At 71.1% G+C, this 26493-nt stretch carries 22 protein-coding genes; 13 read left to right on the forward strand and 9 right to left on the reverse strand.

Going from position 1 to position 26493, the window contains the following annotated elements; all coding sequences use genetic code 11:
• Positions 1-1533, reverse strand: coding sequence for a carboxylesterase family protein (locus GC203_RS03215; protein WP_293451273.1), 1533 nt, complete (start codon positions 1531-1533; stop codon positions 1-3).
• 123 nt (positions 1534-1656) lie between these two features.
• On the opposite strand from GC203_RS03215, the gene GC203_RS03220 reads away from it, so the two are divergent.
• The 3 genes from GC203_RS03220 to GC203_RS03230 are packed head-to-tail and all read left to right on the forward strand — an operon-like array spanning position 1657 to position 4334.
• On the forward strand, positions 1657-2031 hold the full coding sequence (locus GC203_RS03220; protein WP_293451275.1) for an HAD hydrolase family protein: 375 nt from the start codon (positions 1657-1659) through the stop codon (positions 2029-2031).
• Between the two features lie 3 nt (positions 2032-2034).
• Entirely contained in the window at positions 2035-3633 is a 1599-nt protein-coding gene (locus tag GC203_RS03225) for a hypothetical protein (RefSeq protein ID WP_293451277.1), read from the forward strand.
• Positions 3630-4334 carry an NTP transferase domain-containing protein gene (locus GC203_RS03230; protein WP_293451279.1) on the forward strand — a complete coding sequence of 235 codons (705 nt, stop codon included), beginning with the start codon at positions 3630-3632 and terminating at the stop codon, positions 4332-4334. The genes GC203_RS03225 and GC203_RS03230 overlap by 4 nt, the downstream gene beginning before the upstream one ends.
• Positions 4335-4585: 251 nt before the next feature.
• Here GC203_RS03230 and GC203_RS03235 read toward each other — a convergent pair whose 3' ends face one another.
• On the reverse strand, positions 4586-5758 hold the full coding sequence (locus GC203_RS03235) for a glycosyltransferase (RefSeq protein ID WP_293451281.1): 1173 nt from the start codon (positions 5756-5758) through the stop codon (positions 4586-4588).
• 154 nt (positions 5759-5912) lie between these two features.
• Here GC203_RS03235 and GC203_RS03240 point away from each other — a divergent pair, with 154 nt between their 5' ends.
• The 8 genes from GC203_RS03240 to GC203_RS03275 all read left to right on the forward strand — a co-directional run bounded on the left by GC203_RS03240 (position 5913) and on the right by GC203_RS03275 (position 17547).
• The gene (locus GC203_RS03240) at positions 5913-8123 is read left to right on the forward strand and encodes a TonB-dependent receptor (protein WP_293451283.1); all 2211 of its coding nucleotides are present in this window, start codon (positions 5913-5915) and stop codon (positions 8121-8123) included.
• Positions 8124-8209: 86 nt separating this feature from the next.
• A complete protein-coding gene (locus tag GC203_RS03245) occupies positions 8210-8995 on the forward strand; it encodes a protein imuA (RefSeq protein WP_293451285.1) in 786 nt (261 codons plus the stop codon).
• On the forward strand, positions 8916-10568 hold the full coding sequence (locus tag GC203_RS03250) for a DNA polymerase Y family protein (protein ID WP_366501390.1): 1653 nt from the start codon (positions 8916-8918) through the stop codon (positions 10566-10568). The genes GC203_RS03245 and GC203_RS03250 overlap by 80 nt, the downstream gene beginning before the upstream one ends.
• Before the next feature lie 9 nt (positions 10569-10577).
• Entirely contained in the window at positions 10578-10982 is a 405-nt protein-coding gene (locus GC203_RS03255; RefSeq protein ID WP_293451287.1) for a VOC family protein, read from the forward strand.
• Positions 10979-14332 carry an error-prone DNA polymerase gene (locus GC203_RS03260; RefSeq protein ID WP_293451289.1) on the forward strand — a complete coding sequence of 1118 codons (3354 nt, stop codon included), beginning with the start codon at positions 10979-10981 and terminating at the stop codon, positions 14330-14332. Before GC203_RS03255 ends, GC203_RS03260 begins: the two co-directional genes overlap by 4 nt.
• Positions 14333-14435: 103 nt before the next feature.
• Positions 14436-16082: a carboxylesterase family protein gene (locus GC203_RS03265; protein WP_293451291.1), complete on the forward strand. Its 1647-nt coding sequence runs from the start codon at positions 14436-14438 to the stop codon at positions 16080-16082.
• A gap of 86 nt (positions 16083-16168) precedes the next feature.
• A complete protein-coding gene (locus GC203_RS03270; RefSeq protein WP_293451293.1) occupies positions 16169-17287 on the forward strand; it encodes a glycosyl hydrolase in 1119 nt (372 codons plus the stop codon).
• Positions 17284-17547, forward strand: a complete 264-nt coding sequence (locus GC203_RS03275; protein WP_293451295.1) for a MoaD/ThiS family protein — start codon at positions 17284-17286, stop codon at positions 17545-17547. The genes GC203_RS03270 and GC203_RS03275 overlap by 4 nt, the downstream gene beginning before the upstream one ends.
• 3 nt (positions 17548-17550) lie before the next feature.
• Here the strand turns inward: GC203_RS03275 and GC203_RS03280 are convergent, their stop codons facing one another.
• Positions 17551-19083, reverse strand: a complete 1533-nt coding sequence (locus GC203_RS03280; RefSeq protein WP_293451297.1) for a carboxylesterase family protein — start codon at positions 19081-19083, stop codon at positions 17551-17553.
• Between the two features lie 145 nt (positions 19084-19228).
• Here GC203_RS03280 and GC203_RS03285 point away from each other — a divergent pair, with 145 nt between their 5' ends.
• Positions 19229-19600 (forward strand): DUF1330 domain-containing protein, encoded by a 372-nt coding sequence (locus tag GC203_RS03285; RefSeq protein WP_293451299.1) that lies wholly within the window; start codon positions 19229-19231, stop codon positions 19598-19600.
• On the opposite strand, the gene GC203_RS03290 is transcribed toward GC203_RS03285, so the two are convergent.
• The 5 genes from GC203_RS03290 to GC203_RS03305 are packed head-to-tail and all read right to left on the reverse strand — an operon-like array spanning position 19597 to position 22903.
• Positions 19597-19788: a hypothetical protein gene (locus tag GC203_RS03290; RefSeq protein WP_293451301.1), complete on the reverse strand. Its 192-nt coding sequence runs from the start codon at positions 19786-19788 to the stop codon at positions 19597-19599. The genes GC203_RS03285 and GC203_RS03290 overlap by 4 nt on opposite strands.
• A gap of 49 nt (positions 19789-19837) precedes the next feature.
• A complete protein-coding gene (ligD, locus tag GC203_RS23895) occupies positions 19838-20746 on the reverse strand; it encodes a non-homologous end-joining DNA ligase (protein ID WP_366501392.1) in 909 nt (302 codons plus the stop codon).
• A 6-nt stretch (positions 20747-20752) separates the two neighbouring features.
• Positions 20753-21361: a DNA polymerase ligase N-terminal domain-containing protein gene (locus GC203_RS23900; RefSeq protein WP_366501394.1), complete on the reverse strand. Its 609-nt coding sequence runs from the start codon at positions 21359-21361 to the stop codon at positions 20753-20755.
• A 4-nt stretch (positions 21362-21365) separates the two neighbouring features.
• The gene (locus GC203_RS03300) at positions 21366-22766 is read right to left on the reverse strand and encodes a trehalose-6-phosphate synthase (protein ID WP_293451303.1); all 1401 of its coding nucleotides are present in this window, start codon (positions 22764-22766) and stop codon (positions 21366-21368) included.
• Positions 22763-22903 carry a hypothetical protein gene (locus GC203_RS03305; RefSeq protein ID WP_293451305.1) on the reverse strand — a complete coding sequence of 47 codons (141 nt, stop codon included), beginning with the start codon at positions 22901-22903 and terminating at the stop codon, positions 22763-22765. Before GC203_RS03305 ends, GC203_RS03300 begins: the two co-directional genes overlap by 4 nt.
• Positions 22904-23039: 136 nt before the next feature.
• On the opposite strand from GC203_RS03305, the gene zwf reads away from it, so the two are divergent.
• Positions 23040-24500, forward strand: coding sequence for a glucose-6-phosphate dehydrogenase (gene zwf / locus GC203_RS03310; RefSeq protein ID WP_293451307.1), 1461 nt, complete (start codon positions 23040-23042; stop codon positions 24498-24500).
• 4 nt (positions 24501-24504) lie between these two features.
• Here zwf and GC203_RS03315 read toward each other — a convergent pair whose 3' ends face one another.
• Positions 24505-26400: a glycoside hydrolase family 15 protein gene (locus GC203_RS03315; RefSeq protein WP_293451309.1), complete on the reverse strand. Its 1896-nt coding sequence runs from the start codon at positions 26398-26400 to the stop codon at positions 24505-24507.
• Positions 26401-26493: the final 93 nt, after the last annotated feature.

Here is a 26493-nt window from a genome sequence, read left to right on the forward strand (position 1 = left end):
CTACTTCCCGAGCTTCAGGTCGGGCAGCATCGACTCCTGCTGGGCGTCGAGCTGGACCTTGCGGAAGTGCGTGCGCACCCCGCTGTCCGATCCGAATTCCATGAGCTGGTCGGCCTTGGGATCGTAGGCCGGCCAAGCCGTCCCCCCGCACTTGGGCGCGCCCGCCTTGGCGAAGGCCACCCAGCAGGCGTGCATGAGGCTCGCCATGGCGCGGTCGTCGGCGCTCACCGTGCTCATCGGCGTGCGCCGGCCCCAGTATTCCCAGACGTACTGGATCTCGGCGGCGTGGGTGGCCCGCGTCATCGCCGGGCGGAACCGGGCCCCGACATACGAGAAGTAATAGAGCCACGACGGCTTGCCCGCGTGCGCCTCGGCGGCCACCCAGCGCGCCGCGCCGCCCATGAAGCGGTCGGTGAACATGGCCCGCGCCAGGAGGTCGGGGTCGGCGTGGACCGGGTCGTCGGCGTAGGCGTCCTTCAGGCCGGCGGGGAAGCGGGCCAGCGCGGCTTCCGGCAGCTTCATGGGCCCCAGCAGGGAATCTTCCCCCGAGTTGGTGCCGATCATGAGGGGCACGTCGTCGAACCGGCCGTCGGCCAGCGCCTGGCTGGGCGTCTCGGTCATCAGCTGGCCGTCGACGAAGGGCCCGTAGTTGGCGTTGATCGGGACCAGCTTGTCCACGGGGATCGCCCGCAGGTCGGCGGCGCTGGCGTCGGCCGCCACCCCGATCTTCTCCAGCGCCTCGGCGCCCTGCTTCTCCTTGTCGGCGAGGGTCACGGGCGGGAACCAGCCGCCGCCGGACTCCACGATGGCCTTCTCATAGAGGCCCCGGGCCGAGGGCGTGGCCAGCAGCGCCAGCGTGCTCATGCCGCCGGCCGACTCGCCGAAGACGGTGACGTTCTTCGGGTCGCCGCCGAACGCGCGGATATTGCGCTGCACCCACTTCAGCGCCGCGATCTGGTCCATCAGGCCGAAGTTGCCGGTGGGCTGGCCGCCGGCCGCCTTGGTCAGGGCCGGATGGGCGAAGTAGCCCAGGGCGCCCAGGCGGTAGTTGATCGTCACCACCACGACGCCGTCGCGGGCGAAATTCTGGCCGTCGTAGATCCAGCCGGCGCCGGTGCGGTGGCTGCCGCCATGGATCCACACCATCACCGGCGCGGCCTTCGCGCCCTTCGGCGCATAGACGTTGAGCTGCAGGCAGTCCTCCGACGTCGGCCCGTTGGCGCCGCCCGTGTTGGGCGTGCCGTCCTTGGTCATCGGCTGCGGACATGACGGACCGGGGAAGATGGTCTCGCGCGGCTTGGCCCAGGGTGTCACGGGCCGGGGCGGCGCCCAGCGCAGATCGCCGACCGGCGGAGCGGCGAAGGGGATGTTGCGGAAGACATTGGCGTGCTCGTGCGCCACGCCGATGATCGGTCCGGAATCGATCTTCGCCTTCACCCGCGGCAGCGGGCCATCGGCGGGCTCCTGGGCCTGGCCGACGCCCGACATCGCCAGCGCCGCAACGCCCGCCAGGACCGCAATCATCCGCCGCATGTCGATATCCCCTCCGCGTTTTGGCCGGGATTAGCCCCGGTTTCTGTGACGCGGGCAACCGCGCTTGGCGGCAATCGCCAGGAATCGTCTAGAACAGGCGAAGCCGGAGCCCGGAAGGATCCCATGAAGCGGCTCGTCTTCGATCTCGACGGAACGCTGGCGCTCGACGAGCCCGAGCGGCCCTATGCCGAACGCCGGCCCAACGCCGAACTGATCGCCCGCCTGCGCGAATACCGCGCCCAGGGCTTCGAGATCGTCATCTGCTCGGCCCGCAACATGCGCACCCACCAGGGCTCGATCGGCAAGATCAACGCCCTGACCCTGCCCGTCATCCTCGACTGGCTGGCGCGCCACGAGGTGCCCTACGACGAAATCCACGTGGGCAAGCCCTGGTGCGGGACCGAGGGCTTCTACATCGACGACAAAGCGGTGCGGCCCAGCGAGTTCGTCCGGCTGAGCCTCGACGAGATCCGCGCCCTGCTGGCGAAGGAGGCCTGAGGCTTGGCGCCGTTGCGGCTGATCATGTCGGGCGCGGTCGTCGGCCAGGAGTTGGCCGCCGAGTTCGGCCCTCTGCCGCCCTCGTTCCTGCCGGTAGGGACGCGGCGGCTCTACGAACTCCAGCTCGATGCGCTGGAGGGCGGCGAACAGTTCCACATGGTGGTCCCCGAGACCTTCCAGGTCCCTGCGCACGACGCCCGGCGCCTGGCCGAGCGCGGCGTCGAACTGCTGCCGATCCCGGAAGGCCTGCGCCTGGGCGAGGCCGTCGTCTACGCCGTGAACTCCGTGGGCGCCGGCGAAGGGCCGATCCACATCCTGCACGGCGACACCCTGATCGGCGCCCCACCCCTCGATCGCGACGACGTCATCGTCGGCGGCCCGCGGATGAGCGAATACGCCTGGGCCGAGATGCGCCGGGGCGACGACGGGCGCGTGCTGTCGCTCGACACGACGCCGGCGGGCGAAGACGGCCACGAGGGTCGCCCGATCGCGGCGGGCTATTTCAGCTTCTCGTCGTCGCTGGGGCTGGTCCGCGCGCTCTCCCGCATGCGCGGCGACTTCGTGGCCGGGGTGAACCGCTACCTGACCGAGCGCCCGGTCGAGATGGTCGAAACGCCCGAATGGCTGGATTTCGGCCACCTGCAGACGTTCTTCCAGTCGCGCCTGGCGGTGACCACCGCGCGGGCCTTCAACACCGTGCGCATCGACGGCCTGACCGCGCGCAAGACCAGCGTCGATCGCGCCAAGATCCGCGCCGAGGCCCATTGGCTGAACGCCATCCCCGCGCCGGTGCAGATCCACACCGCCCGCCTGCTGGCGCACGGCGTCGACGACGGCCGCGCGTTCTACGAGACCGAGTACGAGTTCCTGCCGGTGGTCTCGGAGCTGTTCGTCCACGGCCTGCTGGGCCGGCACTCCTGGATGCGCATCCTCGCGGCCTGCGAGGCGCTGCTGGCCGCCTGCGCCGCCGACAGATCCGAGGACTCCGCCGACGCGGCGCTGCGGACGCTCTGCGTCGACAAGACCCTGGCCCGGCTGGAGCGACACGCGCGGGAGACGGGCTTTCCCATCGATCGGCCGCTGCGTTTCGACGGCCAGCCGACGCCTTCGCTGGTGGAGATCGCCGAGCGGCTGGCCGCGGGCCTCGACCTGGAGTCCGGCCGCCGCGAATGCGTGATGCACGGCGACCTCTGCTTCTCGAACCTGCTCTACGACAGCCGGGTGCGCCGCGTGCGGGCGCTCGACCCGCGCGGGCTGGTGGGCGAACGGCCCGGCATCTACGGCGACCTGCGCTACGACCTCGCCAAACTCGCCCACTCGGCGGTCGGCCGCTACGACCAGATCATCGCCGGCCGCTACGAAGCCACAGAGCACGACGGCGACTTCACCCTGGCCTTCGAGGAGATCGCCGCCCAGCCCTGGCTGGAAGCCGCGCTCGGCGAGACGACTATCGATGGCGAGCCCGCGCTGTCGCCCACGGTGCGGGCCGCCATGACGGGCCTGTTCCTTTCCATGCTGCCACTGCACGCCGACCGACCCGATCGCCAGCGCGCCTTCGTCGCCAACGCGCTGCGCCTGTTCCGGGACCTGGACGCCCGATGATCGTGATCCCCATGGCCGGGGCCTCGCGGCGGTTCGCCGAGGCCGGCTACGCGGTCCCCAAGCACATGCTGCCGCTCCACGGCCGCAGCGTGTTCGCCCACGCGGTGGGGAGCTTCGAGGCCGAGTTCGCGCGCACGCCGTTCCTGATCATCGCCCGCAGCGAGGCGGCCGGCTTCGTACGGGCCGAGTGCGACGCCCTGGGGATCGCCGAGGTCACGCTCGCGCTCCTCGACCAGCCCACGGCCGGCCAGGCCGAGACGGTCGAGGTGGGGCTGGATCAGGCCGGCGTCGGCGCGGAGACCGCGCTCACCATCTTCAACATCGACACCTTCCGGCCAGGCTTCGCCTTTCCCGGTGGCGCGCTCGCCGTCATGGACGGCTGGCTGGAGGTCTTTCGCGGCGAGGGCGCCAACTGGTCGTACGTGAGGCCCGCGCCTGGGCCGGAGCCGCTGGCGCTGGAGACGGCGGAGAAGCGGCCGATCTCCGACCTCTGCTGCACGGGCCTCTACCACTTCGCCCGCGCCGGCGACTTCCGCGCCGCCCTGGCCGCGGAGCGCAACGCCCCGCAGGCGGCCGAGCTCTACGTCGCCCCGCTCTACAACCACCTGATCCGCCGGGGCGCGCGGATCGGCTACCGGCTGATCGAGACGGACGAGGTGGTCTTCTGCGGCACGCCGGCCGAGTACGAGGCGCTGCAATAGATGAACCGTCATCCCAGGCCTTGTGCCTGGGATCCCTCTCGACGCCGCGCGATCGGCGGTCGCCTGGCGCCGTCCGGGCCGCCGAGGGAGGGATCCTCGCCACAAGGGCGAGGATGACGGGTGTGAAGCCCGCCCGCCAAAGCTAGAGCACGATGGGGTCAGGTGGAATCACCTGACCCCATCGTGCTCGAGATCCAAAAGCATAGAGCGCGTTCGAGCGGCGAAACCGCTCACACTTTCGCCTAACGTGCTCAGCGCGCCTGCTTGACCGCCTTGACGATCTTGGACGCGCGGTCCGACCAGCGGTGCTCGGCCATCGCCCGCTTGTGGCCGCCGCGCGCGATCCCCGCGAGCCGGGGCGTGTCGTCCATCAGGGCCAGCAGCTGTTCGGGCGCGCCGGCCATTCGGCTCCACGGGAAGGTCACGATCTCGCGGCCCTCCTTGAACGCCTCCGCGTAGTATTTGCTGGCGTCGGAAAACACCGCGGCCCCGGCGCACATGGCGGTGAACACCCGCTCGTGCCCGCCCGCGACGAAGCCGTTGTTGGTGTTGAGCACCAGCCGCGTGCGCCTCAGGAGACGCATCGTCTCCTCGAAGCTGCCGACGCCGCCGTAGACGAAGCTGGGATAGAGCGCCGTCAACGCCTCCCAGCCGTTTCCGTATACGTGCATGGGAACACCTGCCCGGCCCAGCGCGTGGAGCAGCGCGTCGCGATGATAGGCCTCGGCGAAGGCCTGGGCCGGCTGCAGCAGCGGCACGAACTGGTCGAACAGCTCAGGCGTGAGCTGGCCGCCGCGGGAGGCCAGCGACGCCTTCAAGGCGTCCAGGATCGGCAGGGCCCCGTCGGCGGCCATGCGCCCGGCGATCTCGCCGACGACCTCCTTCGCCGGGCTCTCCTCCCACGCCGCCCAGCCGGGCTGGGGCGGGCCACGGTAGGTGCCGGTGAAGAGCAGCGGGATGTCGCGCCGGGCAAAGGCCTCGTCGGAGGCGTCGACCGGCTCGGGCAGCTCGTTGGCGCCGGGCGGCAGGAAGCTGCGGACGGCCAGCCCCCGCGCGCCCGGCCAGCCGGCCAGGAACTGTACGTGCGAGCGATCCAGGAAGAAGGCGACGTAGCGCCGAATGGACGCGGTGATCCGCGGCACGTGGTGCACGGGATGGTCGACGTAGAGCGTCGCATAGACGGCGCCCAGCTGGTCGTAGACCGAGCCCGAGGCGTTGCGCAGGTCGCTGCCCACGCCGCCGATGCCGAAGAAGCAGTCCGGCGGATCGGCGAGCGCGGCGTTGATCGCCGCCATCCGCTCGGGAGGCTCCAGATCGACGACGCGCACGTCGTGCTCCTGCTGGCGCAGCGCTTCGGCGAGCTGGTCGATGTGCAGGCGCAGCGACCCGTACTGGGACTGGCCCTTGAACAGAACGAACCGCATGCGCCCCTCGCCGTCTTCGATCCGGCTGGTCTAGCAAGAGTTGGCCGGAACACCGAACCCCGTACGGCCGGCGGGCTCGACACAAAGTCGCCGCGAGCCGATCCAACACTCTAGCTTGTGGAGCGTCTGGGGCGGCGCGGCGGGGGAGAGCGCAGTGAGTTGGTGTCCGTCCTGGCTCGCCCTCGCGGCGGCCTTGGCCGCGTCCGTCCCGGCGGTCGCCGAGCCCGACCCGGCGAAACCGATTCCCGCCGGCCCCGCTCCGGCCAGGCCGGACGCTAGCCAGCAGACCGTGAAGGGCGTCACCGTGACGGGCGAGCCGCCGCCCGTGCGCACCTCCATCGACCGGCGAAGCTACAGCGTGTCGGGCGACCTGCAGGCGACCACCGGTTCGATCAGCGACGCCCTGCGCAACGTGCCCTCGGTCGAGGTCGACGTGAACGGCAACGTCAGCCTGCGCGGCGATCCCAACGTCACCATCATGGTCGACGGCAAGCCCTCGGGGATGTTCCGCGGCGAGGGCAAGGCCCAGGCGTTGCAGAGCCTTCCCGCCGACCAGATCGAGCGCGTGGAGGTGATCACCAACCCCTCGGCGGCGTTCAGTCCGGAAGGGTCCGCCGGGATCATCAACCTCGTCATGAAGAAGACGGACAAGCCGGGGCTCAGCGGCGGCGCGCGCGCCAACCTCGGCTCGAGCGGCCGCCAGAACGGCGGGGCGAACGTGACCTACAAGGACGGCCGTTTCACCTGGAGCGGCTCCGCCTATGGCCGCCACGACTCGCTGAAGCAGGTCAGCGCGATGACCAAGTCCTTCGTGGCCTCGGGCGCGGGCCAGCCGACGGACGAGGCCCGCGACAATATCGGATCGGGCGACGTGCGGCTCGCCAACCTGCGGGGCGGTGTCGACTACGATCCCGACGCCAAGACGCGGTTCAGCGCCGAGGTGAACTACCGGAGCCTGACCTATGACAGCCTCAGCGCCCTGGCCGTGCGTCAGGCGACGGCGGCCGGCGACGTGGTGCTGGCGGACGACACCGCCAACGCCCTGCGCGAGGACCGCGACACCCTCGAGACGACGCTCGGCTATCGCCGCAAGATGGGCGAGGACCACGAAGTCTCGCTGAGCTTCGTGCGTGAACTGAACGACGACGACCGCAGCCGCGTGGCGCTGCGGCATGTCCGGATTCCGGCCGCCGCCGGCGCCTACGAGGACACCGAGCAGCGCGACCACGCCTGGCGCACCCAGCTCAAGGCTGACTATTCGCGGCCGTTGGCCGGCGGCGTGAAGCTCAAGCTGGGCTACGAGTTCGACGGCGACGACAACGACTATCGGGTCGTGTTCGGGCGTGGCCCGGAAGGCGGGCCGGCGGCGATCGATCCCGGCCGCTCGAACCTCTTCAAGTTCGACCAGCAGGTGCACGCCGCCTACGCCACCTACGAGCGGCCGTTCGGCCGGCTGACGACGCTCGCCGGCCTGCGCGCGGAGGTCACGCGGATCGATCTCAATCAGGTCACCGACGGCCTGAAGCAGGGCGACGACGATGTCCGGCTCTATCCCAGCCTGCATCTGAGCTGGCGGCTGGACGAGGGCCGCCAATTCAAGGCCAGCTACAGCCGCCGGGTCCAGCGGCCCAACCCGCAGGACTACAACCCCTTCCGGATCTACTACGACCCGCAGACCTTCCGGGCGGGCAATCCCGACCTGAAGCCGCAGACGACCGACTCCTTCGAGCTGGGTTACGAGCAGCGCCAGCGCGGGACGATGTACCTGGCGACGCTGTACTATCGGTCGGGCCGCGACGCGGTGAACGACGTGACGCGCGACCTCGGCGGCGGCGTGCTGCTGCAGACCCGCGAGAACGTCGGCAGCTTCCAGGCCGCGGGGCTGGAGCTCACGGCGAACGGCCGCCTGCCGGGCCGCCTGACCTATTCGCTCAGCGGCAACGCCCTGTGGAGCGAGATCGACGCCGGCGACCTGGGCTTCGGCAGCACCCGCCGGTCTGGGGCGAGCGTCTTCGGCCGGGCCACCCTGAACTGGCAGGCGACCGCCAGGGACTTCCTCCAGGTCCAGGGGATCGTGAACGGCCGGCGGCTGACGCCGCAGGGCCACATCGAACCGATCGGATTCGTGAACCTCGGCTATCGGCACAAGTTCAACGACAGGATTTCCGGTGTGGTGACGGTGCAGGACGCGTTCGCCTCGTTCCGCTTCCGCAGCGTGATCGACACGCCGTTGCTGCGGCAGACCGTGCGCGGCGATCCGCAGAACCGGGCCGTGTTCGTGGGCCTGTCCTACACCTTCGGCGGAGGACGCCCGCGCGATCCCGGCTTCGACTACGGACAGGGCGGCGCGGCCCCGGGAAACTAGAACCCCCGCCCGCCCTGGCGGCTTGCGTCTTGACTCCGACGCTCCAGGTTCTAGAACAAAGATGGAACAAAAGGAGTCCCAACGCCATGTCCGATTTTCGCCGCAGGCGGCTCGCCGCCCTCGCCGCGAAGATCGCCGTCCTGGAGGCGGACGGGCGGGCGGATGCGGGCGTCCTGCCGTTCGGCGCGCCGTCGCTGGACGGCCGCCTCGCCGGCGGCGGGCTGCCGCTGGGGCGCTGGCACGAGATCACGGGCGAAGGGCTGGAGGCCGAGACGGGGGCCGCGCCGGCCGCCTTCGCGGCCCTGACGGCCACGCCCCTGGCCCGGCGTGGGGAGGCGGTCTGGGTGATGCGCCGCGACGACCTGTGGACGCCCGGGCTGATGGGCCTGGGCTTCCCGCCGCAGCGGCTGATCCAGGTGTGCGCCCGCGACGAGGCCGAGGCGCTGGCGGTGATGGAGGACGCGCTCGCCACTGCGGGCGTCTCTGCGGTTATCGGCGAGGTCGAGGCCGTGGACCTGACCGCCGGACGCCGCCTGCAGCTGGCCTGCGAGAAGCACGGGGCCACGGGGTTCGTGATCAAGCGCCGTCCGTTCGGCGGAACGGGAAAGCTCGAGCCGGCCGGATCGACAGCCGCCACCCGCTGGCGCGTGGCCTCGGCGCCTTCCGAGCCGCCGGCGGGGGAGTTCGGCCTGGGCGCGCCGCGGCTTTCGGTGACGCTGGAACGCAGCCGGGGCGGTCGGCCCGGCGCATGGATCCTCGAGGCGGCCTCCGCCTATTCCTGGGAGACGGGCGATGCCGCGCATCCTCTGCGCCTGGTCGCCGAGCTGGGCGATCGCGAACTGGCGCCGGCGCAAGACCGCCGCGCGGCCTGAGGCCCCCTCCACCGCGTTCCGCGGTCCCCCTCCCCCGCTGACGCGAGGGAGGAGCGAAGCGCCGGACTCCCGCTCCTCCCCCGCATCGGCGGGGGAGGTGTCGCCCCGCACAGGGGCGACGGAGGGGGCGGTCTCGCCCCTGGCCCTGGTCGAGACGGTCCGCCAGATCCGCCGGCTCGTGGCGGTCAGCCCCGAGGCCGCCCGGCTGGGCCTGTTCCCCGGCCAGAAGGCCACCGACGGCAGGGCCCTGGTGCCCGAGCTGGAGCTGGCCGACGCCGAGCCGGACGCCGACGCGGCGGCGCTGACCGCCCTCGTCGACTGGTGCGTGCGCTTCTCGCCCGCCGTGGCGGCCGATCCGCCGGACGGCCTGTTCCTCGACATCGAGGGCGCCGACCATCTCTGGGGCGGCGAGGCGGCGATGCTGGCCGACTTCCGCGCGCGCCTGGCCGCCAACGGCCTGGTCTTCCGCCTCGCCGTCGCCGACACGCCGGGCGCGGCCTGGGCCCTGGCCCGCTTCGGCCCCGACGGCGTCATCGCCCCGCCCGGCGGCCAGGCCGCGCTGCTGGCGCCCCTGCCCCCCGCCGCCCTGCGGCTCGATCCCGAAGCCGCCGCCCAGATCGAGCGCCTGGGCCTGCGCCGGCTGGGACAGGTGATGGACATCCCCCGCGCGCCGTTCGGCCGCCGGTTCGGGGCCGCGGCGCTCACCCGCCTCGACCAGGCCCTGGGCCGCGCGCCCGAGGCGCTCCGCTTCCGCCGCCCGCCGACGCCCTGGGCCGCGCGGCTGGCCCTCGTGGAGCCGATCAGCGCCCCCGACGACATGGCTCGGGTCGCCGGCGACGTGACCGCCAAGCTCTGCGCGCGGCTGGAGGCCGAGGATCACGGCGCGCGCCGCTTCGAGATCGCCTTCCACCGCGTGGACGGCAAGTCGCCCACCCTCGCCGTCGGCCTGTCGCGGGCCGGCCGCGACGCCGGCCGCATCGCGCGGCTGTTCCAGCCCAAGCTGGAGACCGTCGACCCCGGCTTCGGCGTCGAGGCCGTGTCGATCTGGGCCTATGAGGTCGAGGCCCTCGGCGCCCGCCAGAGCCGCCTCGACGCCGGCGTGGAGGCCCGTGACAGCCTGGCGCCCCTGGTCGATCGCCTCGCCAACCGCCTGGGGCCCGAACGCGTCTGGCGCGCGGCCCCGGTCGAGAGCCATGTGCCTGAACGGTCCGTATCCCGCCGGCCTCCGCTCGCCGACGAGATGGTGGAGGCCTTCCCCTGGGACCCCGAGGCGCCGCGGCCGGTGCGCCTGTTCCGCCGGCCCGAGCCGCTGGAGGACGTGACCGCGCTGCTGCCCGACGATCCGCCGATCCAGTTCCGCTGGCGCGGCCGGCTGCACCGCGTGCGCCGCGCCGAGGGGCCCGAGCGGATCGGCGCGGAATGGTGGACCCAGGACATCGAGGACGTCTCGACGGGCCACGTCCGCGACTACTACCGCGTGGAGGACGCCGGCGGCGCCCGCTTCTGGCTGTTCCGCGCCGGCCTCTATGGCGAGGCGCCGCCGAAGTGGTGGCTGCACGGCCTGTTCGGGTGAGGAGACCCCATGAAACCCAAGATCAGCCTGATCACCTTCGGCGCCCGCGACCTGGAGCGGATGGTCGCCTTCTATCGCGACGGCCTGGGCTTCCCGACCCACAACTACACGCCCGGCGACGACATGGTCATGTTCCGCCTGGAGGGGACCTGGCTGGGCCTGTTTCCACGGGAGGAAGCCGCCAAGGACGCGGGCGTTTCCTCGGAAGGCTCGGGCTTCACCGGCGTGACCCTCTCCCATAACGAGCCCTCGAAAGAGGGGGTCGACCGCGCCTTCGCCGAGGCTCTGGCCGCCGGGGCCACCGCCGTCAAACAGCCACAGGACGTCTTCTGGGGCGGCTACTCCGGCTACTTCGCCGACCCCGAGGGCAACCTCTGGGAGGTGGCCTGGAACCCCTTCACCGACCTCACATGACCCGCTACGCCGAGCTGCAGGCCACGACCAACTTCGCCTTCCTGCGCGGGGCCTCGCACCCGCACGAGCTGGTGGCGACGGCGGCGGCGCTGGGGATCGAGGCGATCGGGATCTGCGATCGCAACAGCCTGGCCGGGGTGGTGCGCGCCTGGTCCGAGATGCGTCGGCTGAACGAGGGCGGGCGCCCGATCCGCGCGCTCACCGGCTGCCGCCTCGACTTCGCCGACGGGACCCCCAGCCTGCTGGTCTATCCCTCCGACCGCGAGGCCTACGGCCGGCTCACCCGGCTGCTCACCGCCGGCCAGCTCCGCGCCGAGAAGGGCGCGTGCGAGCTGCATTGGGAGGACTTCCTGGCCCATGCCGAGGGCCAGCTCGCCCTGGTGGTTCCGCCCGAGCGGCTGGACGCGGCGTTCGAACACGACCTGAAGCGGATCGTCGGCGACCTGCCCGACGCCTGGCTCGCGGCCTCGCGCGGCTATGGCGCGCGCGACCTGAAGCGGCTCTCGCATCTGGCCGCCCTGGCCGAGGCGGCCGGCGCGCCGATGGTCGCCACCGGCGACGTGCTCTACCACGGCCCCGAGCGGCGGCCCCTGCAGGACGTGCTGACCTGCATCCGCGAGGGCTGCACGATCCACGAGGCGGGCCTGCGGCTCGCCGCCAACGCCGAGCGGCACCTCAAGGGCCCCGACGAGATGGCCCGCCTGTTCGCCCGCTTTCCCGGAGCCGTGGAGCGCAGCGCCGAGATCGCCGGACGGATCGGCTTCGACCTCTCCCAGCTGCGCTACGAATATCCCGACGAGCCGGTGCCGCCGGGCAAGACCGCCATCCAGCACCTACGCGACCTGGCCTGGGCCGGCGCCGAGTGGCGCTATCCCGGCGGCGTCCCCGACAAGGTGAGGAAGCTGGTCCGGCACGAGCTGGACCTGATCGAGAAGCTCGACTTCCCCAACTACTTCCTGACCGTCCACGACATCGTCCGCTGGGCGCGCGAGCAGGACATCCTCTGCCAGGGGCGCGGCTCGGCGGCCAATTCCTGCGTCTGCTTCTGCCTGGGGATCACCTCGGTCGACCCCACCAAGCCCGACCAGGACCTGCTGTTCTCGCGTTTCATCTCGGAGAACCGGGGCGAGCCGCCCGATATCGACGTCGACTTCGAGCACGAGCGGCGCGAGGAGGTGATGCAGTACGTCTACCGCCGCTATGGCCGCCACCGCGCCGCCATCGTGGCGACCGTCATCCACTACCGCCCGCGCATGGCGATCCGCCAGGTGGGCAAGGCGCTGGGCCTGACCGAGGACATCACCGCCGCCCTGGCCAACACCGTCTGGGGCAGCTACGGCGACGGGGTCCCCGACGAGCATATCCGCCAGGCCGGGCTGGACCCCGACGCCCCCGAGATCCGCCGCGCCACGGCGCTGGCCCACCAGCTCCTGGGCTTCCCCCGCCACCTGTCGCAGCACGTGGGCGGCTATGTGCTGACCAAGCGGCGGCTGGACGAGACCGTGCCGATCGGCAACGCCGCGATGGAGGACCGCACCTTCATCGAATGGGACAAGGACGACATCGACGCCCTGTCGCTGATGAAGGTGGACGTGCTGGCGCTGGGCATGCTGACGGCGATCCGCAAGGCGTTCGAGATGCTGCCGCCGCTGCCGGACGGCCGGCGCATCACCGACATCGCCCACATCCCGCAGGAGGACCCGGAGGTCTACGAGATGCTGTGCCACGCCGATTCTGTCGGCGTGTTCCAGGTGGAGAGCCGCGCGCAGATGTCGATGCTGCCAAGGCTGAAGCCCCGGAAGTTCTACGACCTGGTCATCGAGGTGGCGATCGTGCGGCCCGGGCCGATCCAGGGCGACATGGTCCACCCGTACCTCAAGCGCCGCGACGGGATCGAGCCGGTCTCCTTCCCCCGCCCGGCGCCCGAATACCCGCAGGACGAGATGGAATCGATCCTGGGGAAGACCATGGGGGTGCCGCTGTTCCAGGAGCAGGCCATGCGCGTGGCCATCGTCGGCGCCGAATTCTCCGACAACGACGCCGACGGCCTGCGCCGCTCGATGGCCACCTTCCGCAACATGGGCACGGTCGGCGAGTACGGCGTGAAGTTCGTCGAGGGCATGATCCGGCGCGGCTACGATCGCGAATTCGCCGAGCGCTGCTTCAAGCAGATCGAGGGCTTCGGCTCGTACGGCTTCCCGGAGAGCCACGCGATCAGCTTCGCGCTGCTGGTCTACGCCTCGGCCTGGATCAAGCGCCACCACCCCGACGCCTTCTGCGCGGCGCTCCTCAACAGCCAGCCGATGGGCTTCTACCAGCCGGCCCAGCTGGTCCGCGACGCGCGCGAACACGGGGTGGAGGTGCGCCCGCCCGACGTCATGGCCAGCGACTGGGACTGCACGCTGGAGGAATGCTCCTCCCCCGAAGGGAACGCTTCGGGGGAGGGGGACCGCGAAGCGGTGGAGGGGGCGCAAGGCGATCTGCTTCCATCGGGCTCGATGCCCCCTCCGTCTCGTCGCGTGCCGCGCCGAGCCACCTCCCCCGTCGCCTCCGCGACGAGGGAGGAGCGAGCGCACCCTCTCCGCGCCGTCCGCCTGGGCCTGCGACAGGTGAAGGGGCTCAAGGAAGCCGACGGCGTGGCGCTGGCGAAGGCCCGCGAGGCCGGGGCGCGGACGGTGGAGGACTTCGCTCGTCGCAGCGGCGTGTCGCGCCGGGCGCTGGAGCTGCTGGCCGAGGCCGACGCCTTCCGCGGGATCGGGCTCGACCGCCGCGCGGCGCTGTGGGCGGTGAAGGGATTGGCCGGCGAATGGCGCGCCGAGCGCGACGCCCCGCTGCTGCTGCGCCAGAACCTCCAGGAGGTCCAGGTCGAGCTGCCGCTGATGAACCTGCCGCAGCATGTGGTGGAGGACTATCGCACCACCAGCCTGTCGCTGAAGGCCCACCCTGTCGGCTTCTTCCGCGAAGACCTGGCGCGGGCGAAGGTTTTCCCCTGCATGGCGCTGCGCACCGCGCGCGACCGCCGCCGGCTTTCGGTGGGCGGGCTGGTGCTGGTGCGCCAGCGGCCGGGCACCGCCAAGGGCGTGGTGTTCATGACCCTGGAGGACGAGACGGGCGTCGCCAACATCGTCGTCTGGCGCGACGCCTTCGAAGCCAACCGCCGCCTCGTGATGACCTCGTCCTTCGTGGTGGTCCACGGCCAGGTCCAGCGCGAGGGCGAGGTGATCCACCTGGTGGCCGAACGCTTCACCGACCTGTCCGGCCGGCTCTCCGAGCTGCGCGACGACGAAGGCGCGATCACCGCGCGCACCAAGGTCCAGGGCGGCCTGATCCGCAGCCGCGACTTCCACTGATTGACCGAAAAAGCGGTATGGTCCTAAGGTCCGCGCCAAGGGGAGCGGCGGGGCCAGACGCGCATCCCCAGCGTGCCGCAAGCCTGGCCTGGAGGACGTCGCCATGGCCGAGAAGGGCTCCCTTTCCGCCGACCGCCGCACCGTGATCGCCGCCGCCGGCGCGCTGGCCGCCGCGGCAGCCGCCCCGAAGGCCCTGGCGCAGGAGCGCCCGGTCAGCGGGCTCGCCACCGGCGCCGGCGCCAGCAAGCTGTTCGCCGCCACCGAGATTGCGTCGGGCAAGGTGATGGGCATCGCCAACGGCCCGATCTGGGAGTTCCGCGGCATCCCCTACGGCGCGCCGACCGGCGGCAAGAACCGCTACATGCCGCCCAAGCCGCCGGCGCCGTGGCGGGGCGTGCGCGAATGTTTCGCCTTCGGCCAGGTCTGCCCTCAGGTGCAGGCCGACATCCGCGGCGAGTACGGCCAGCTGATCCAGTGGGACCGGCAGGTCGGCGGCATGGGCGAGGACTGCCTGGTCCTGAACGTCTGGACGCCCAAGCTGGACCGCGGTGCGAAGAAGCCGGTGTTCGTCTCGTTCCACGGGGGTGGCTTTGCGACGGGATCGGGCAATGCGCCGGGCTTCGACGGCAAGAACCTCGCCTACTACGCCGACGCCGTGGTGGTGACGATCAACCACCGCCTGGCCGCCTACGGCTATGCGGGCCTGCACGAGGCCGGCGCGCCGGACGCCTTCAGGTACGCCGGGGTGTGCGGCGCGCTCGACATGGTGGCCTCCCTGGAATGGGTGAAGGCCAATATCGAGGCGTTCGGGGGCGATCCAGGCGCGGTGATGATCTTCGGCCAATCGGGCGGCGGGGCGAAGACCTCGACCGTGCTGGCCATGCCGCCAGCCAAGGGCCTGTTCCACCGCGCGGGCGTTCAGTCGGGCTCGGCCGTTCGCCTGGCGACGCCGGAAGCCGGCGCGGCCATGGCCGAGAAGCTGCTCAAGCAGCTCGGCCTGACGCCGAAGACCGCCGGCGACATCCAGAAGAAGACCTGGCGGGAAATCCTCGAGGCCCAGACGGTCGCCGGCGCCAACTTCGCGCCGGTGATCGGGACCGACGCCCTGCCGCACCATCCCTTCGATCCGAAGGCGCCCGAAGAGTCGCACGACGTGCCCATGATCGTCTCGACGACGCTGGAGGACGCCGCCCTGTCGCTGACCAACTTCGATCTCACCGAGGCGGGGCTGGTCGAGCTGCTCGACAAGCGGTTCAAGGGCCAGGGCAAGGAGATCGCCGCGCTCTACCGGCGCTACGATCCGATCGCTACGCCGTTCCTGATCCAGGCCCAGGTGTTCACCGACTCCGGCTTCCGGCGCGGCGCGTTCCTCCAGGCGACGCGCAAGGCGGCGGCCGGCGGGGCCCCCGTCTACATGTACCAGTGGAACTGGCGCACGCCGGCCTACGACGGCAAGTTCGGCGCGGTGCACGGCATCGACGTCTCGGCCAGCTTCCACTCGTACCGCGACGCGTTCTTCGCCGGCTCGACGTCGGGCAAGCGGATGGCCGACCGGCTGGCCTCGGCCTGGAGCGCCTTCGTGCGGACCGGCGACCCCAACAATCCGCACCTGCCGCCGTGGAGCCCCTACGACGACGCCGGGCGGGCGGTGATGATCTTCGACGAGGACACCCACCAGGAGCTCAGTCCGCGCGCCGAGATCCGCGCCTATTGGGACGCGCATGCGCCCTCCGGCGGGCCGTTCGGCTAGAACGCCGTTCCATCAACTTGACGTCCTTGGCGTCTGATGTCGGAGTCCGCCCTCCCGGCGCGTCTTGAAGGGGGAGGAACCTCATCATGTCAGACGCCATCAGACTGCTCGTTGGGACCCGAAAGGGCGCCTGGACCCTGGAAAGCGACGCGGCGCGGGCGAGCTGGCGTGTCGAGGGGCCCCTGTTCCTGGGCCAGATCATCAACCACTTCGTCCGCGATCCGCGCGACGCCAGGACGCTGCTGATGGCGGCGTCGACGGGACACCTGGGTCCGACGATCCTGCGCTCGACCGACGACGGCAAGACCTGGGCCGAGGCGAGCCGGCCGCCGGCGTTTCCCAAGGGCGATCCCCATGGCCGCTCCGTCGACCACTCGTTCTGGCTGGAGCCCGGCCACCCCGACGAACCGGGCGTCTGGTGGGCGGGCGTCTCACCGCCGGCCCTGTTCCGCAGCGCCGACGGCGGCGACACCTGGGAGAGCGTAGAGGGCCTGAACCTGCATCCCAAGGCCATGGACTGGTTCCCGCCCGAAGGCGGCACGCCCGACGGCGCGATCCTCAATCAGGTGATCATCGACCCCCGCGACGCGCGCCACATGTATCTGGCCACCTGCTCGGCCGGCGTGCTCGAGACCACCGACCAGGGCGCGACCTGGCGGCCGCTGAACCAGAACGTCCGCTGCGACTTCTTCCCCGACCCCTATCCGGAATACGGCCAGGACAGCCATTTCGTGGCGCTCGCCCCCACCGACCCCGACCGGCTCTGGCAGCAGAACCACTGCGGGATCTACCGGCTCGATCGGCCCGGCGAGCGGTGGGAACGGATCGGCGAGGCCATGCCGAAGGAGGTCGGCGACATCGGCTTCACCATCGTGCCCCACGCGCGCGACCGCGACACCGCCTGGGTCTGGCCCATGGACGGCACGGAGGTCTGGCCGCGAGTGAGCCCGGGCGGGCGGCCCGCCGCCTACCGAACCCGCGACGGCGGCGCTTCGTGGGAGCGGCAGGACAAGGGCTTCCCCGCCGTGCAGGGCTGGTTCACCGTCAAGCGCCAGGCGTTCTGCGCCGATGCGCGCGACCCCATGGGCCTCTATATCGGCACCACCGGCGGCGAGGTGTGGATGACCGGCGACGAAGGCGGGAACTGGCGGCAGATCTGCGCCCACCTGCCCGAGATCTATTCGGTGACGGCCACGCCCGCATGATCCGCGTGTCGATCCCCTCGCAGCTGATCGCCTACACCGACGGCGCCACCCGGGTGGAAGCCGACGGCGCGACCGTGGCGGCCGTGCTCGACGACCTGGACCGGCGCTTTCCGGGCCTGAAGTTCCGCGTGATCGACGAGCAGGACCGCATCCGCCGCCACATGCGCATCTTCGTCGGCCAGGACGAAGCCAGGCGCGTGGACGTACCAGTCCGTAACGGCGGCGAGGTCCTGATCTTCGGCGCGCTCAGCGGCGGCTGACGCCTACTTCTTCAGGTTCGCCGCCATCTCCGCGGCGTCGCGCCAGGCCTTCAGGAAATGCTCGCGCACGGTCACGCCGCCGTCGCCGAACTCGACCTGGCCTTCCTGTTCCGCCGTGAACTTCGGCCAGGCCACGCCGCCGGCGGAGTCGGGATCGCCCGCCTTCGCGAACGCCGCCCAATAGGCGTTCATCGCGTCGGAGAGCGCCTTGTCCTGCGGCGTGAAGGCGATCGGCGCGGTGGGCGCGCCGAAGACGTAGCGGATCTCGTCGGTGTGCCGCGCGCCATAGGGCTGGCGCGCCTTGGCGGCCTCGGGGACGTGCGAGAAGTAGTAGAGCCACACCGGGGCGCCGGCCTTGGTGTGCAGCCGGGCGATGTTGCGGTCGGGCTCGGTGATCATGTTGACCGTGGTCACGTCGTTCATGATCCGCGCCTTGTCGCCGGTTCCTTCCGGATCGAAGACCTTGGACACCACGGCCTGGAGCGGCGCCGGAAGCGCGTCGAACTGCGCCGCCTGGGGCCGCACGAGGCTGGCCTCGTTCGAGTTGCCGCCGATCATCAGCGGAACCTTGGCCTCCGCGCCCGCCGCGAAGCCCTCGGCGATCCCGCCGGTGATGTAGGTCCCGTCGGCGATGGGTCCCGCGCGGCCGACGAAGGAGCCGGTGTAGGGCATGGCCGAGAGCGGCAGCTTGCGCAGCGCCGCCGCGGCCGCGGCGTCGTCGCCGGTCACGCCCGCAGCCTTGGCGGCCTCGACGCCCTGGGCCTCGGCTTCGGCCAGCGGCTTGGGCTCGAACCGCCCGAAGCTGGATTCGGCGACGACCTTGGAGAACAGGCCCTTCGCCTGAGGCGCCAGCATCAGATACAGCACCGAGATGCCGCCGGCGCTTTCGCCGTAGATCGTCACGTTCTTCGGGTCGCCACCGAACTGGCCGATGTTGGCCTGCACCCACTTGAGCGCGGCGATCTGGTCCATCATGCCGTAGTTGCCGGTCGCCCCTTCCTTTGTGAGGGCGGGGTGGGCGAACCAGCCGGCGCGGCCCAGGCGATAGTTCAGGCTGACCGCGACGATCCCCGTCTTGGCGAAGTTGGTCCCGTCGGTGTCGCCGCCGAACGATCCCATCGACGTGCCGATGATGTAGGCGCCGCCGTGGATCCACACCATCACCGGCAGCTTGTCGCCCGGCTTGGCGTTGGCCGGCCGCACGACGTTGATGAACAGGCAGTCCTCGTCCTGGGTCCCGCCCTGCTGCAGCGAACAGCTGGCGCCCGGTTTCGAAGCGTCGCGCTCGCCCGCCCACGACGGGCCGGGCGCCGGCGGCTTCCAGCGCAGGTCTCCCACCGGCGCGGCCGCATAGGGAATGCCGAGGGTATAGGCGACGCCGTCCTTCACCGTCCCCTTGAGCGCGCCCTGCTTGATCCTGACGACCTGGGTCGCGTCGGACGCGAAGGCCTCGGCCGGCGCCTGGGCGAGGCTGGCGAGCGGCGCGGCGGCGAGCACGAACGCGGCCGAAACGGCCAGCAGCGAGCGACGGATCATGACGTTTCCCCAGAGCCGATTTTTCGAAGTTCCGGTCCAATTAGACAGCGGCTGTTTCGCCAATGTGTCCGGAATGCGCGACGGACCTTGCCCCCTGGCGCGGGGCGCGCCTAGCCTCCTCGCGCAACCTGGGAGAGGCGACACGATGCGCAGACGGACAGCGATGATCGGAGCGGGCGTCGCGGCGCTCGCCCTGGCGGCGGGCGCAGCTTGGGCGGCCGATGCGCCCGCCTATGTGGTCAACGAGATCAACGTGACCGACGCGGCGAAGTTCGGGACTTACGTCGCCCAGGTGCCGGCCACCTTCGCGCCGTTCGGCGGCGAGTATGTGATCCGCGGCGGCGCGCCCGAGGCGGTGCACGGCGGGGAGCCGCCGCAGCGGCTGGTGGTGCTGAAGTTCCCCAGCCGGGAGAAGGCCCGCGCCTGGCGCGCCTCGCCCGCCTATCAGGCGATCCTGCCGATCCGGGAGGCCTCGTCCACCAGCCGGGTCTACATCGTCGACGGCTACGTCCCTTAGGAGTGGGCGGCGGGGACGTGCGGCGCGGTGGCCATCTTCTGCGCGCCGGCCGCGTCGGCGGGCTGGCCGGATTCCACCGTGTGGATCACCCCGAACACCAGGGCGACGAAGATCGCGCAGGCCACGGTCACCGGCGGGACCAGGACGAGAATGCGACCGGGCGTGGCGAGACCCTTGGGCATGGGCATGGCGGACTCCTGACGAAACACCCTCTCGACGGACGTTCCGGGGGAGGGTTCAGCCGCGCTTGAACGCCGCGATCGCGTCGGAAAGAGGGCGCGCGGCCTCTTCGTAGCCGGCCCAGGCCTTGGTGCGCTTCAAGCGGGCAGGGGCCGTGCGGAGGGTGAACGCCAGGGGATCGAGCCCCTGGCGGACCTGGCCCCAGGTCAGCGGGAACGAGACCGGCGCCAGGGGCCGCGCACGTGGCGACAGCGGCGCCACAGCCGTCGCCATCCGGTCGTTGCGAAGATAGTCGAGGAAGATGCGCCCCTTGCGCTTCTCCTTGGCCATGGAGACCACGTAGCGGTCGGGGTCGTCGGCGGCGATGGCGTCGCAGACCGCGCGGGCGAACCGCTTCGCCGCCGCCCAGTCGCAACCGCCGGGCACGATCGGCGTCACCACATGCAGGCCCTTGCCGCCGGTGGTCTTGCAGAAGGCGACGAGGCCGGCCGCGTCCAGCCGCGCTTTCACGGCCCGGGCGGCTTCCGCCACGCGATCGAAGGGCAAGCCTTCGTCGGGATCGAGGTCGAACACCAGGCGACCGGGAACCTCCGGCTCGCCGGGCGCGCAATTCCAGGGATGCAGTTCCAGGACCCCGATCTGGGCCAGCGCCGCCAGGGCCTCCAGGCGATCCACCTGCAGGTAGGGTTCGTCGTCGCCGGCCACCTCCACCTGGGTAATCAGGCCCGGCACGCCCCGGCCCGCATGGCGCTGGAAGAAGCGGTCGCCGCCGAGGCCCTCCGGCGCGCGGATCATCGAGCAGGGCCGGCCTCGGATATGCTCCAGCATCCACGGCCCGACGGTCTCGAAATAGCGCGCGAGATCCAGCTTGGTGATCGGCCGGCCCTCGCCGTCGTCGGGCCACAGCGGCCGGTCGGCGTGGGTGAGGCTCACGCCCATCACGGTCGGATCGTCGGCCTCCGCCACCCTGCCCTACTCCGTCATGAACCGCGTGGGCGTCGGCCCTCCGCCCTCGGCGATGGCGGCCATGGTCCGGCCCGACGCCACCGAGGTCGTCTCCTCGTCCAGGATGGCCGCGCCGCCGTCGTCGACCGACCAGCCGTCATGGTGCTTGATCAGCAGCCAGTTGTCGCGTCGCTCGCCCTTGCGGCCCTTCATGCGCACCAGGACCCAGGACCCCTTCAGCCGTTCGCCGTCCAGGTCGAACTTGAGCTCGCCCGTCTTCAGCCCGTCCCGCGCGTCGCCTTCGGGCGTCCAGTAGCCGCGATCCCAGAGCATCACGGTCCCGCCGCCATATTCCCCCTGGGGGATGGTCCCTTCGAAATCGCCGTAGTCCAGCGGATGATCCTCCACTTCGACCGCGAGACGCTTGTCGTGCGGATCGAGGGACGGGCCGCGGGTCACCGCCCAGGACTTGAAGACGCCGTCCAGTTCGAGACGCAGATCATAGTGGAGGCGGGTGGCGTCGTGCTTCTGAATCACGAACCTAAGGCGTTTCGACGCCTGCGTCTTGGCGGCGTCCTTCGGCTCGGTCGTCTTTGCGAAATCCCGCATGGACCGGTAGCGGGTGAGCGTGTCCATGAGGCTAGACCGCGACCGCCGACCGTTCGGACCGCATCGCGGCCAGGGCGCGCACGAATGCGTCCCGCCAGGCGGTCACGTCCTCGCGGGAGACGCTCTCGAACATCGACCGCCAGCGCCGGATGCGCTCGTCCTTCTCCATGAAGATCGCCCGCTTCAGCGCGTCGGCCACCTCCTCGGCGCTGTTGGGATTGACCAGCAGGGCGTCGCGGAGCTGGCCCGCCGCGCCGGCGAACCGCGAGAGGATGAGTACGCCGGGGTCCTCGGGGTCCTGGGCCGCCACGAATTCCTTGGCCACCAGGTTCATGCCGTCGCGGAGCGGGGTGACCATGCCGATGCGGGCGGCCCCGTAGAGCCCCGCCAGCTCGTCGCGCCGATAGGCCTTGTTCACATAGCGGAACGGCGACCAGTCGAGATCGGAGAACTCGCCGTTGATGCGCCCCGACAGGGCGTCCAGGCGGGCGCGGATATCCTGGTAGGCCTCTACGGACTCGCGGCTGGGCGGGGCGATCTGCAGCAGCAGCACCTGCCGGCGCAGGTCGGGATTCTCGGCCAGGAAGCGCTCGAAGCCCAGGAATCGCTCCTCGAGCCCCTTCGAGTAGTCCAGCCGGTCGACGCCGACGATCAGGCGCCGGAAGACCGTGCAGGCGCGCATCAGGTCGCGCATGCGCCCCGCGCGCGGGCTGGCCGCCAGCCGCGCGAATTCCGCCGCGTCGATCCCGATGGGGAAGGCGCCCACGCGAAGCGTTCGGCCGAACGCCGAGAGGTCGCCCGGCGCGGTCTGCGCGCCGCCGGCCTCGTTGAGCACATATTCCTCGAACGCCTGCCGGTGCTCCGCCGTCTGGAAGCCCACGAGGTCATAGTCGAACATCGCCTCCACCAGCCCGCTGTGGCGGGGCAGGTTGATGATCACCTGGTGCGCCGGCCACGGGATATGCAGGAAGAAGCCGATCCTGTTCTTCACGCCCAGGCGGCGCAGCTCCCGGGCCATCGGGATCAGGTGGTAGTCGTGCACCCAGATGATGTCGTCGGGCTCGATCAGCGGCGCGAGGGTCTCGGCGAACCGCCGGTTCACCCGGCCGTAGCCTTCGCCGTAGGCGCGGTCGAACGCGGCCAGGTCGGTGCGGTAGTGGAACAGCGGCCAGAGCGTCTTGTTGGCGTAGCCGTTGTAGTATTCGTCGAGGTCCGCCGCCTCGAGGTCGACCGTTGCCGTCGTCACTCCCCCGACGCGCTCGATGGCGAGGCGGCCGGTGAACTCCGGCGTGGTGCGGCCGCTCCAGCCGAACCAGATTCCCGAATACTCCCGCAGCGCCGCCGCCAGCGCCATGGCCAGGCCGCCGACGCTCTCTTCGCCCGACTCGGCGGGCGGATTCACCCGGTTCGACACCACGATCAGCCGGCTCATCGCGCGGCCTCCAGCCAGTCCGGCAGTTCGTCGACGCTGGCGCCCTTCTTCCCGACGATCAACCCTTCGCCGGCCTGGGCCGGGCCTTTCGGGGCGAAGATTGCCAGCGAGCGGGCGACCGCAGGCGCTTCCAGCAAAATGAACCTCCCGGCAGGCATGCCGACACAACGCAGAGGCGAGCCGTTCGATCCCCGCGCCGAAACGCGGCCCGCCCCTTGACCGCGAAGCCGCCGCGCGCTCGTCTCCCGCCTCCGCGTCGCAAGAGGAAAGCCCATGCCCGCCAACGAAGCTGACGCCATCGTGCTGTTCGGCGCGACCGGCGACCTGGCGGGCCGGATGCTGCTGCCGTCGCTGTATTTCCTGCACGCCGACCGGTTCCTGCCGGACGGGTTCCGCATCGTCTGCACGGCCCGGACCGAGCTCACCCGCGAGGCGTTCCTGGAGCAGGCCCACGCGACCGTCAGCGAGCGCAGTTCGGGCGTGGACGACGAGGTCTGGGCCGGGTTCGCCGAGCGCATCGACTATGTGGCGGCCGACGCCACCACCGCCGAGGGCGCCGGCAAGCTTTGCGCGGCGCTGGAGGGCGCGCGGCGGCCGTTCTTCTACCTGGCCATCTCGCCCAGCCTCTACGAGAAGATCGCCGTGGCGCTGGCCGGCGTGGGCCTGGCGAGCGAGGCGTCGCGGATCGTGCTGGAGAAGCCGATCGGCCGCGACCTCGACTCCTCGCGCCGCATCAACCGCTCGCTGGGCGGCGTGTTCGACGAGAACCAGGTGTTCCGCATCGACCACTACCTGGGCAAGGAGACGGTCCAGAACCTGATCGCTCTGCGGTTCGCCAACACGCTGTTCGAACCGCTGTGGAACAGCCTGTCGATCGACCACGTCCAGATCACCGTGGCCGAGACCGAGGGCGTCGGCGACCGCTGGCCCTACTACGACGAGTACGGCGCGCTGCGCGACATGCTGCAGAACCACATGCTGCAGCTCCTGTGCCTCGTGGCCATGGAGCCGCCGGCCGACATGGAGCCCGACTCGGTCCGCAACGAGAAGGTCAAGGTGCTGCGCTCGCTGCGCCGCTTCAGCCGGGTGGACGCCAACGAGAAGTCGGTGCGCGGCCAGTACACGCCGGGCGTCGTGCGGGGCGCTTCGGTTGACGGCTACGAGGCCGAGCGGGGCGAGAAGAGCGGCACCGAGACCTTCGTGGCGTTGCGGGCCGACATCGACAACTGGCGCTGGGCCGGCGTGCCGTTCTTCCTGCGCACCGGCAAGCGGATGCCGGAGAAACGCACCCAGGTCGCCATCCAGTTCAAGCCCGTGCCGCATTCGATCTTCGGCCAGGCCTCGATCCACGACCTCGTCGCCAACCGCCTGGTCATCGACCTGCAGCCGGACGAGGACATCAAGCTCACCCTGATGAACAAGGCGCCGGGCCTGAGCCAGGGCGGCATGCGCCTGCAGTCGCTGCCGCTGTCGCTGTCGCTGCTGCGCACCTACGAGGGCGTGGGCGGCCGGCGGCGCATCGCCTACGAGCGGCTGCTGCTCGACGTGATCCACGGCGACGCCACCCTCTTCGTCCGCCGCGACGAGGTGGAAGCGGCCTGGAGTTGGGTGGACTGCGTGGCCGACGCCTGGGCCGAGGCGAACCTGCAGCCCAAGCCCTACGCGGCCGGCAGCTGGGGCCCCTCCGGCGCCTTCGCCCTCATCGAACGCTTCGGCCGCGCCTGGACCGACTGAGGCGCTACCGCACGCTCTGCCAGCTCTTGGAGAGCAGCGAGGCGCAGTTGATCAGGCCGACCAGCGAATAGGTCTGCGGGTAGTTGCCCCAGAGCTCGGCCCCGTCGAGAGCGATGTCCTCCGACAACAGGCCCGCGGCGGTGCGCCGGCCCAGCATCTCCTCGAACAGCGCCCGCGCCTCGTCGGTCCGGCCCGACAGGTGCAGGGCCTCGATGAGCCAGAAGGTGCAGACATTGAAGGCCGTCTTCGGCGGGCCGAAGTCGTCGGGGATCGCGTAGCGTAGCATGTAGGGCCCGCGCCGCAGGCCCGCCTCCACGGCGGCCATGGTGGCCTTCATGCGCGGATCGTCCGAGGCGGCGAAGCGCACGTCCACCATCTGCAGGAGCGAGGCGTCCAGTTCGTCGCCCCCGAAGGTGGCGGCGTAGCGGCCCTCCTCCGCGTTCCAGGCCCGCGTCTCGATGGTTTCGCGCACCTTGGCGGCCCGGTCGTTCCAATACTCGGCCCGGTCGGCGAGGCCCAGCTTCTCGGCCGCGTTGGCCAGGCGGTCGCAGGCGGCCCAGCACATGACCGACGAGTAGGTGTGGACCGCCTCGCGGCCGCGAAACTCCCACAGGCTGGCGTCGGGCTGATCGTGCAACTCGAAGGCCCGCTCGCCGATCGGCTCCAGGGCGTGGAAATCGTCCTCCGTGGCCGGCCGCAGCAGGCGTTCGTCGAAGAACGCCTGGACGGTCGACAGGATGATCTGGCCGTAGACGTCGTGCTGCAGGTGCTCGTGGGCCTGGTTGCCGACCCGCACGGGCCCGATGCCCCGGAAGCCGGCCAGATGCGGCGCGATCCATTCGGTCAGCACCGGCTCCAGCCCCACGCCGTAGACGGGCTGCACGTGACCCGCCTTGCCGTTGGCCGGGCGGGGCGGGGCCGGTTCGGACCGCTGCAGGCCCGAGTGCCAGGCCAGTTCGGCGGTTCTCTGGAACGGGCCGCGCGTCGCCTCGTCCACAAGGTTGCGCAGGTAGCCCAGGTAGTTCTCCAGCATGTCGGCCGCGCCCAGCCGGTTCAGGGCCTGGACCACGTAGTAGGCGTCGCGAAGCCAGCAATACCGGTAGTCCCAGTTGCGGCCGTCGCCGTCCTCGGCCTGGTGTTCCGGGATCGAGGTGGTCAGCGCCGCGACGATGGCGCCGGTCTCCTCGTAGGCGCAGAGCTTCAGCGTGATCGCCGCGCGGATCACCGCTTCCTGCCATTCCAGCGGAACCGAGAGCGTCCGGACCCAGCCGCGCCAGTAGCCCGTGGTTTCGCGCAGCATCTGGCCGGCGATGGTCGCCACGTCGGCGTCGAGCCCCTCGTCGGGCCCCAGGAACATGCCGATGGGTTCCTCCAGCCGGAACGCGCGCTCGTTCTGGATGTGGCTGACCGGCGCGTCGGTGGTGAGCCTCAGCGTCACGTCCTTGGCCATGTAGCGGATATGGTTCGAACCGGTGGTCTGGTAGCAGGCCTGCTCCCCGTAGTTCGTCGTTGGGCGCAGGCGGATGCGGATGCGCGGCGCTCCGGACAGCGGCGTGACCATCCGGACGAAGGCCAGCGGCCGGTAACGGCGGCCCCGCCGGGTGAAGCGCGGCGCGAAGTCCAGGATCTCGACGGCGGCGCCCTCGGCGGTGCGGATCTCGGTGCGCAGGATCGGCGTGTTGCGCAGATAGGCCTGCGAGGTCTCGACCGCGCCCTCCACCTCGATGGCCCAGACGCCCCGACCCGCCTCGTCGACGGAATCCTTGCCGCCCAGCAGGGTCGAGAAGAACGGATCGCCGTCGACCCGCGGCACGCAAGCCCATACGAACCGTCCCGCCCGGTCGATCAGCGCGCTCGCGGTGCAATTGCCGATCGGGAACAGATCGAGGGACTGGGACATCGGGGGCCTTCTCGCCGTTGCGCTCGCGACCAGTAGGGCGGCGACGCGCCGCCGCCGCAACCCCCAGAAACGCACGGCGGGCCCTGTGGCGCC

This window comes from Phenylobacterium sp. (assembly GCF_016124325.1).
Classification (GTDB): Bacteria; Pseudomonadota; Alphaproteobacteria; order Caulobacterales; family Caulobacteraceae; genus Phenylobacterium.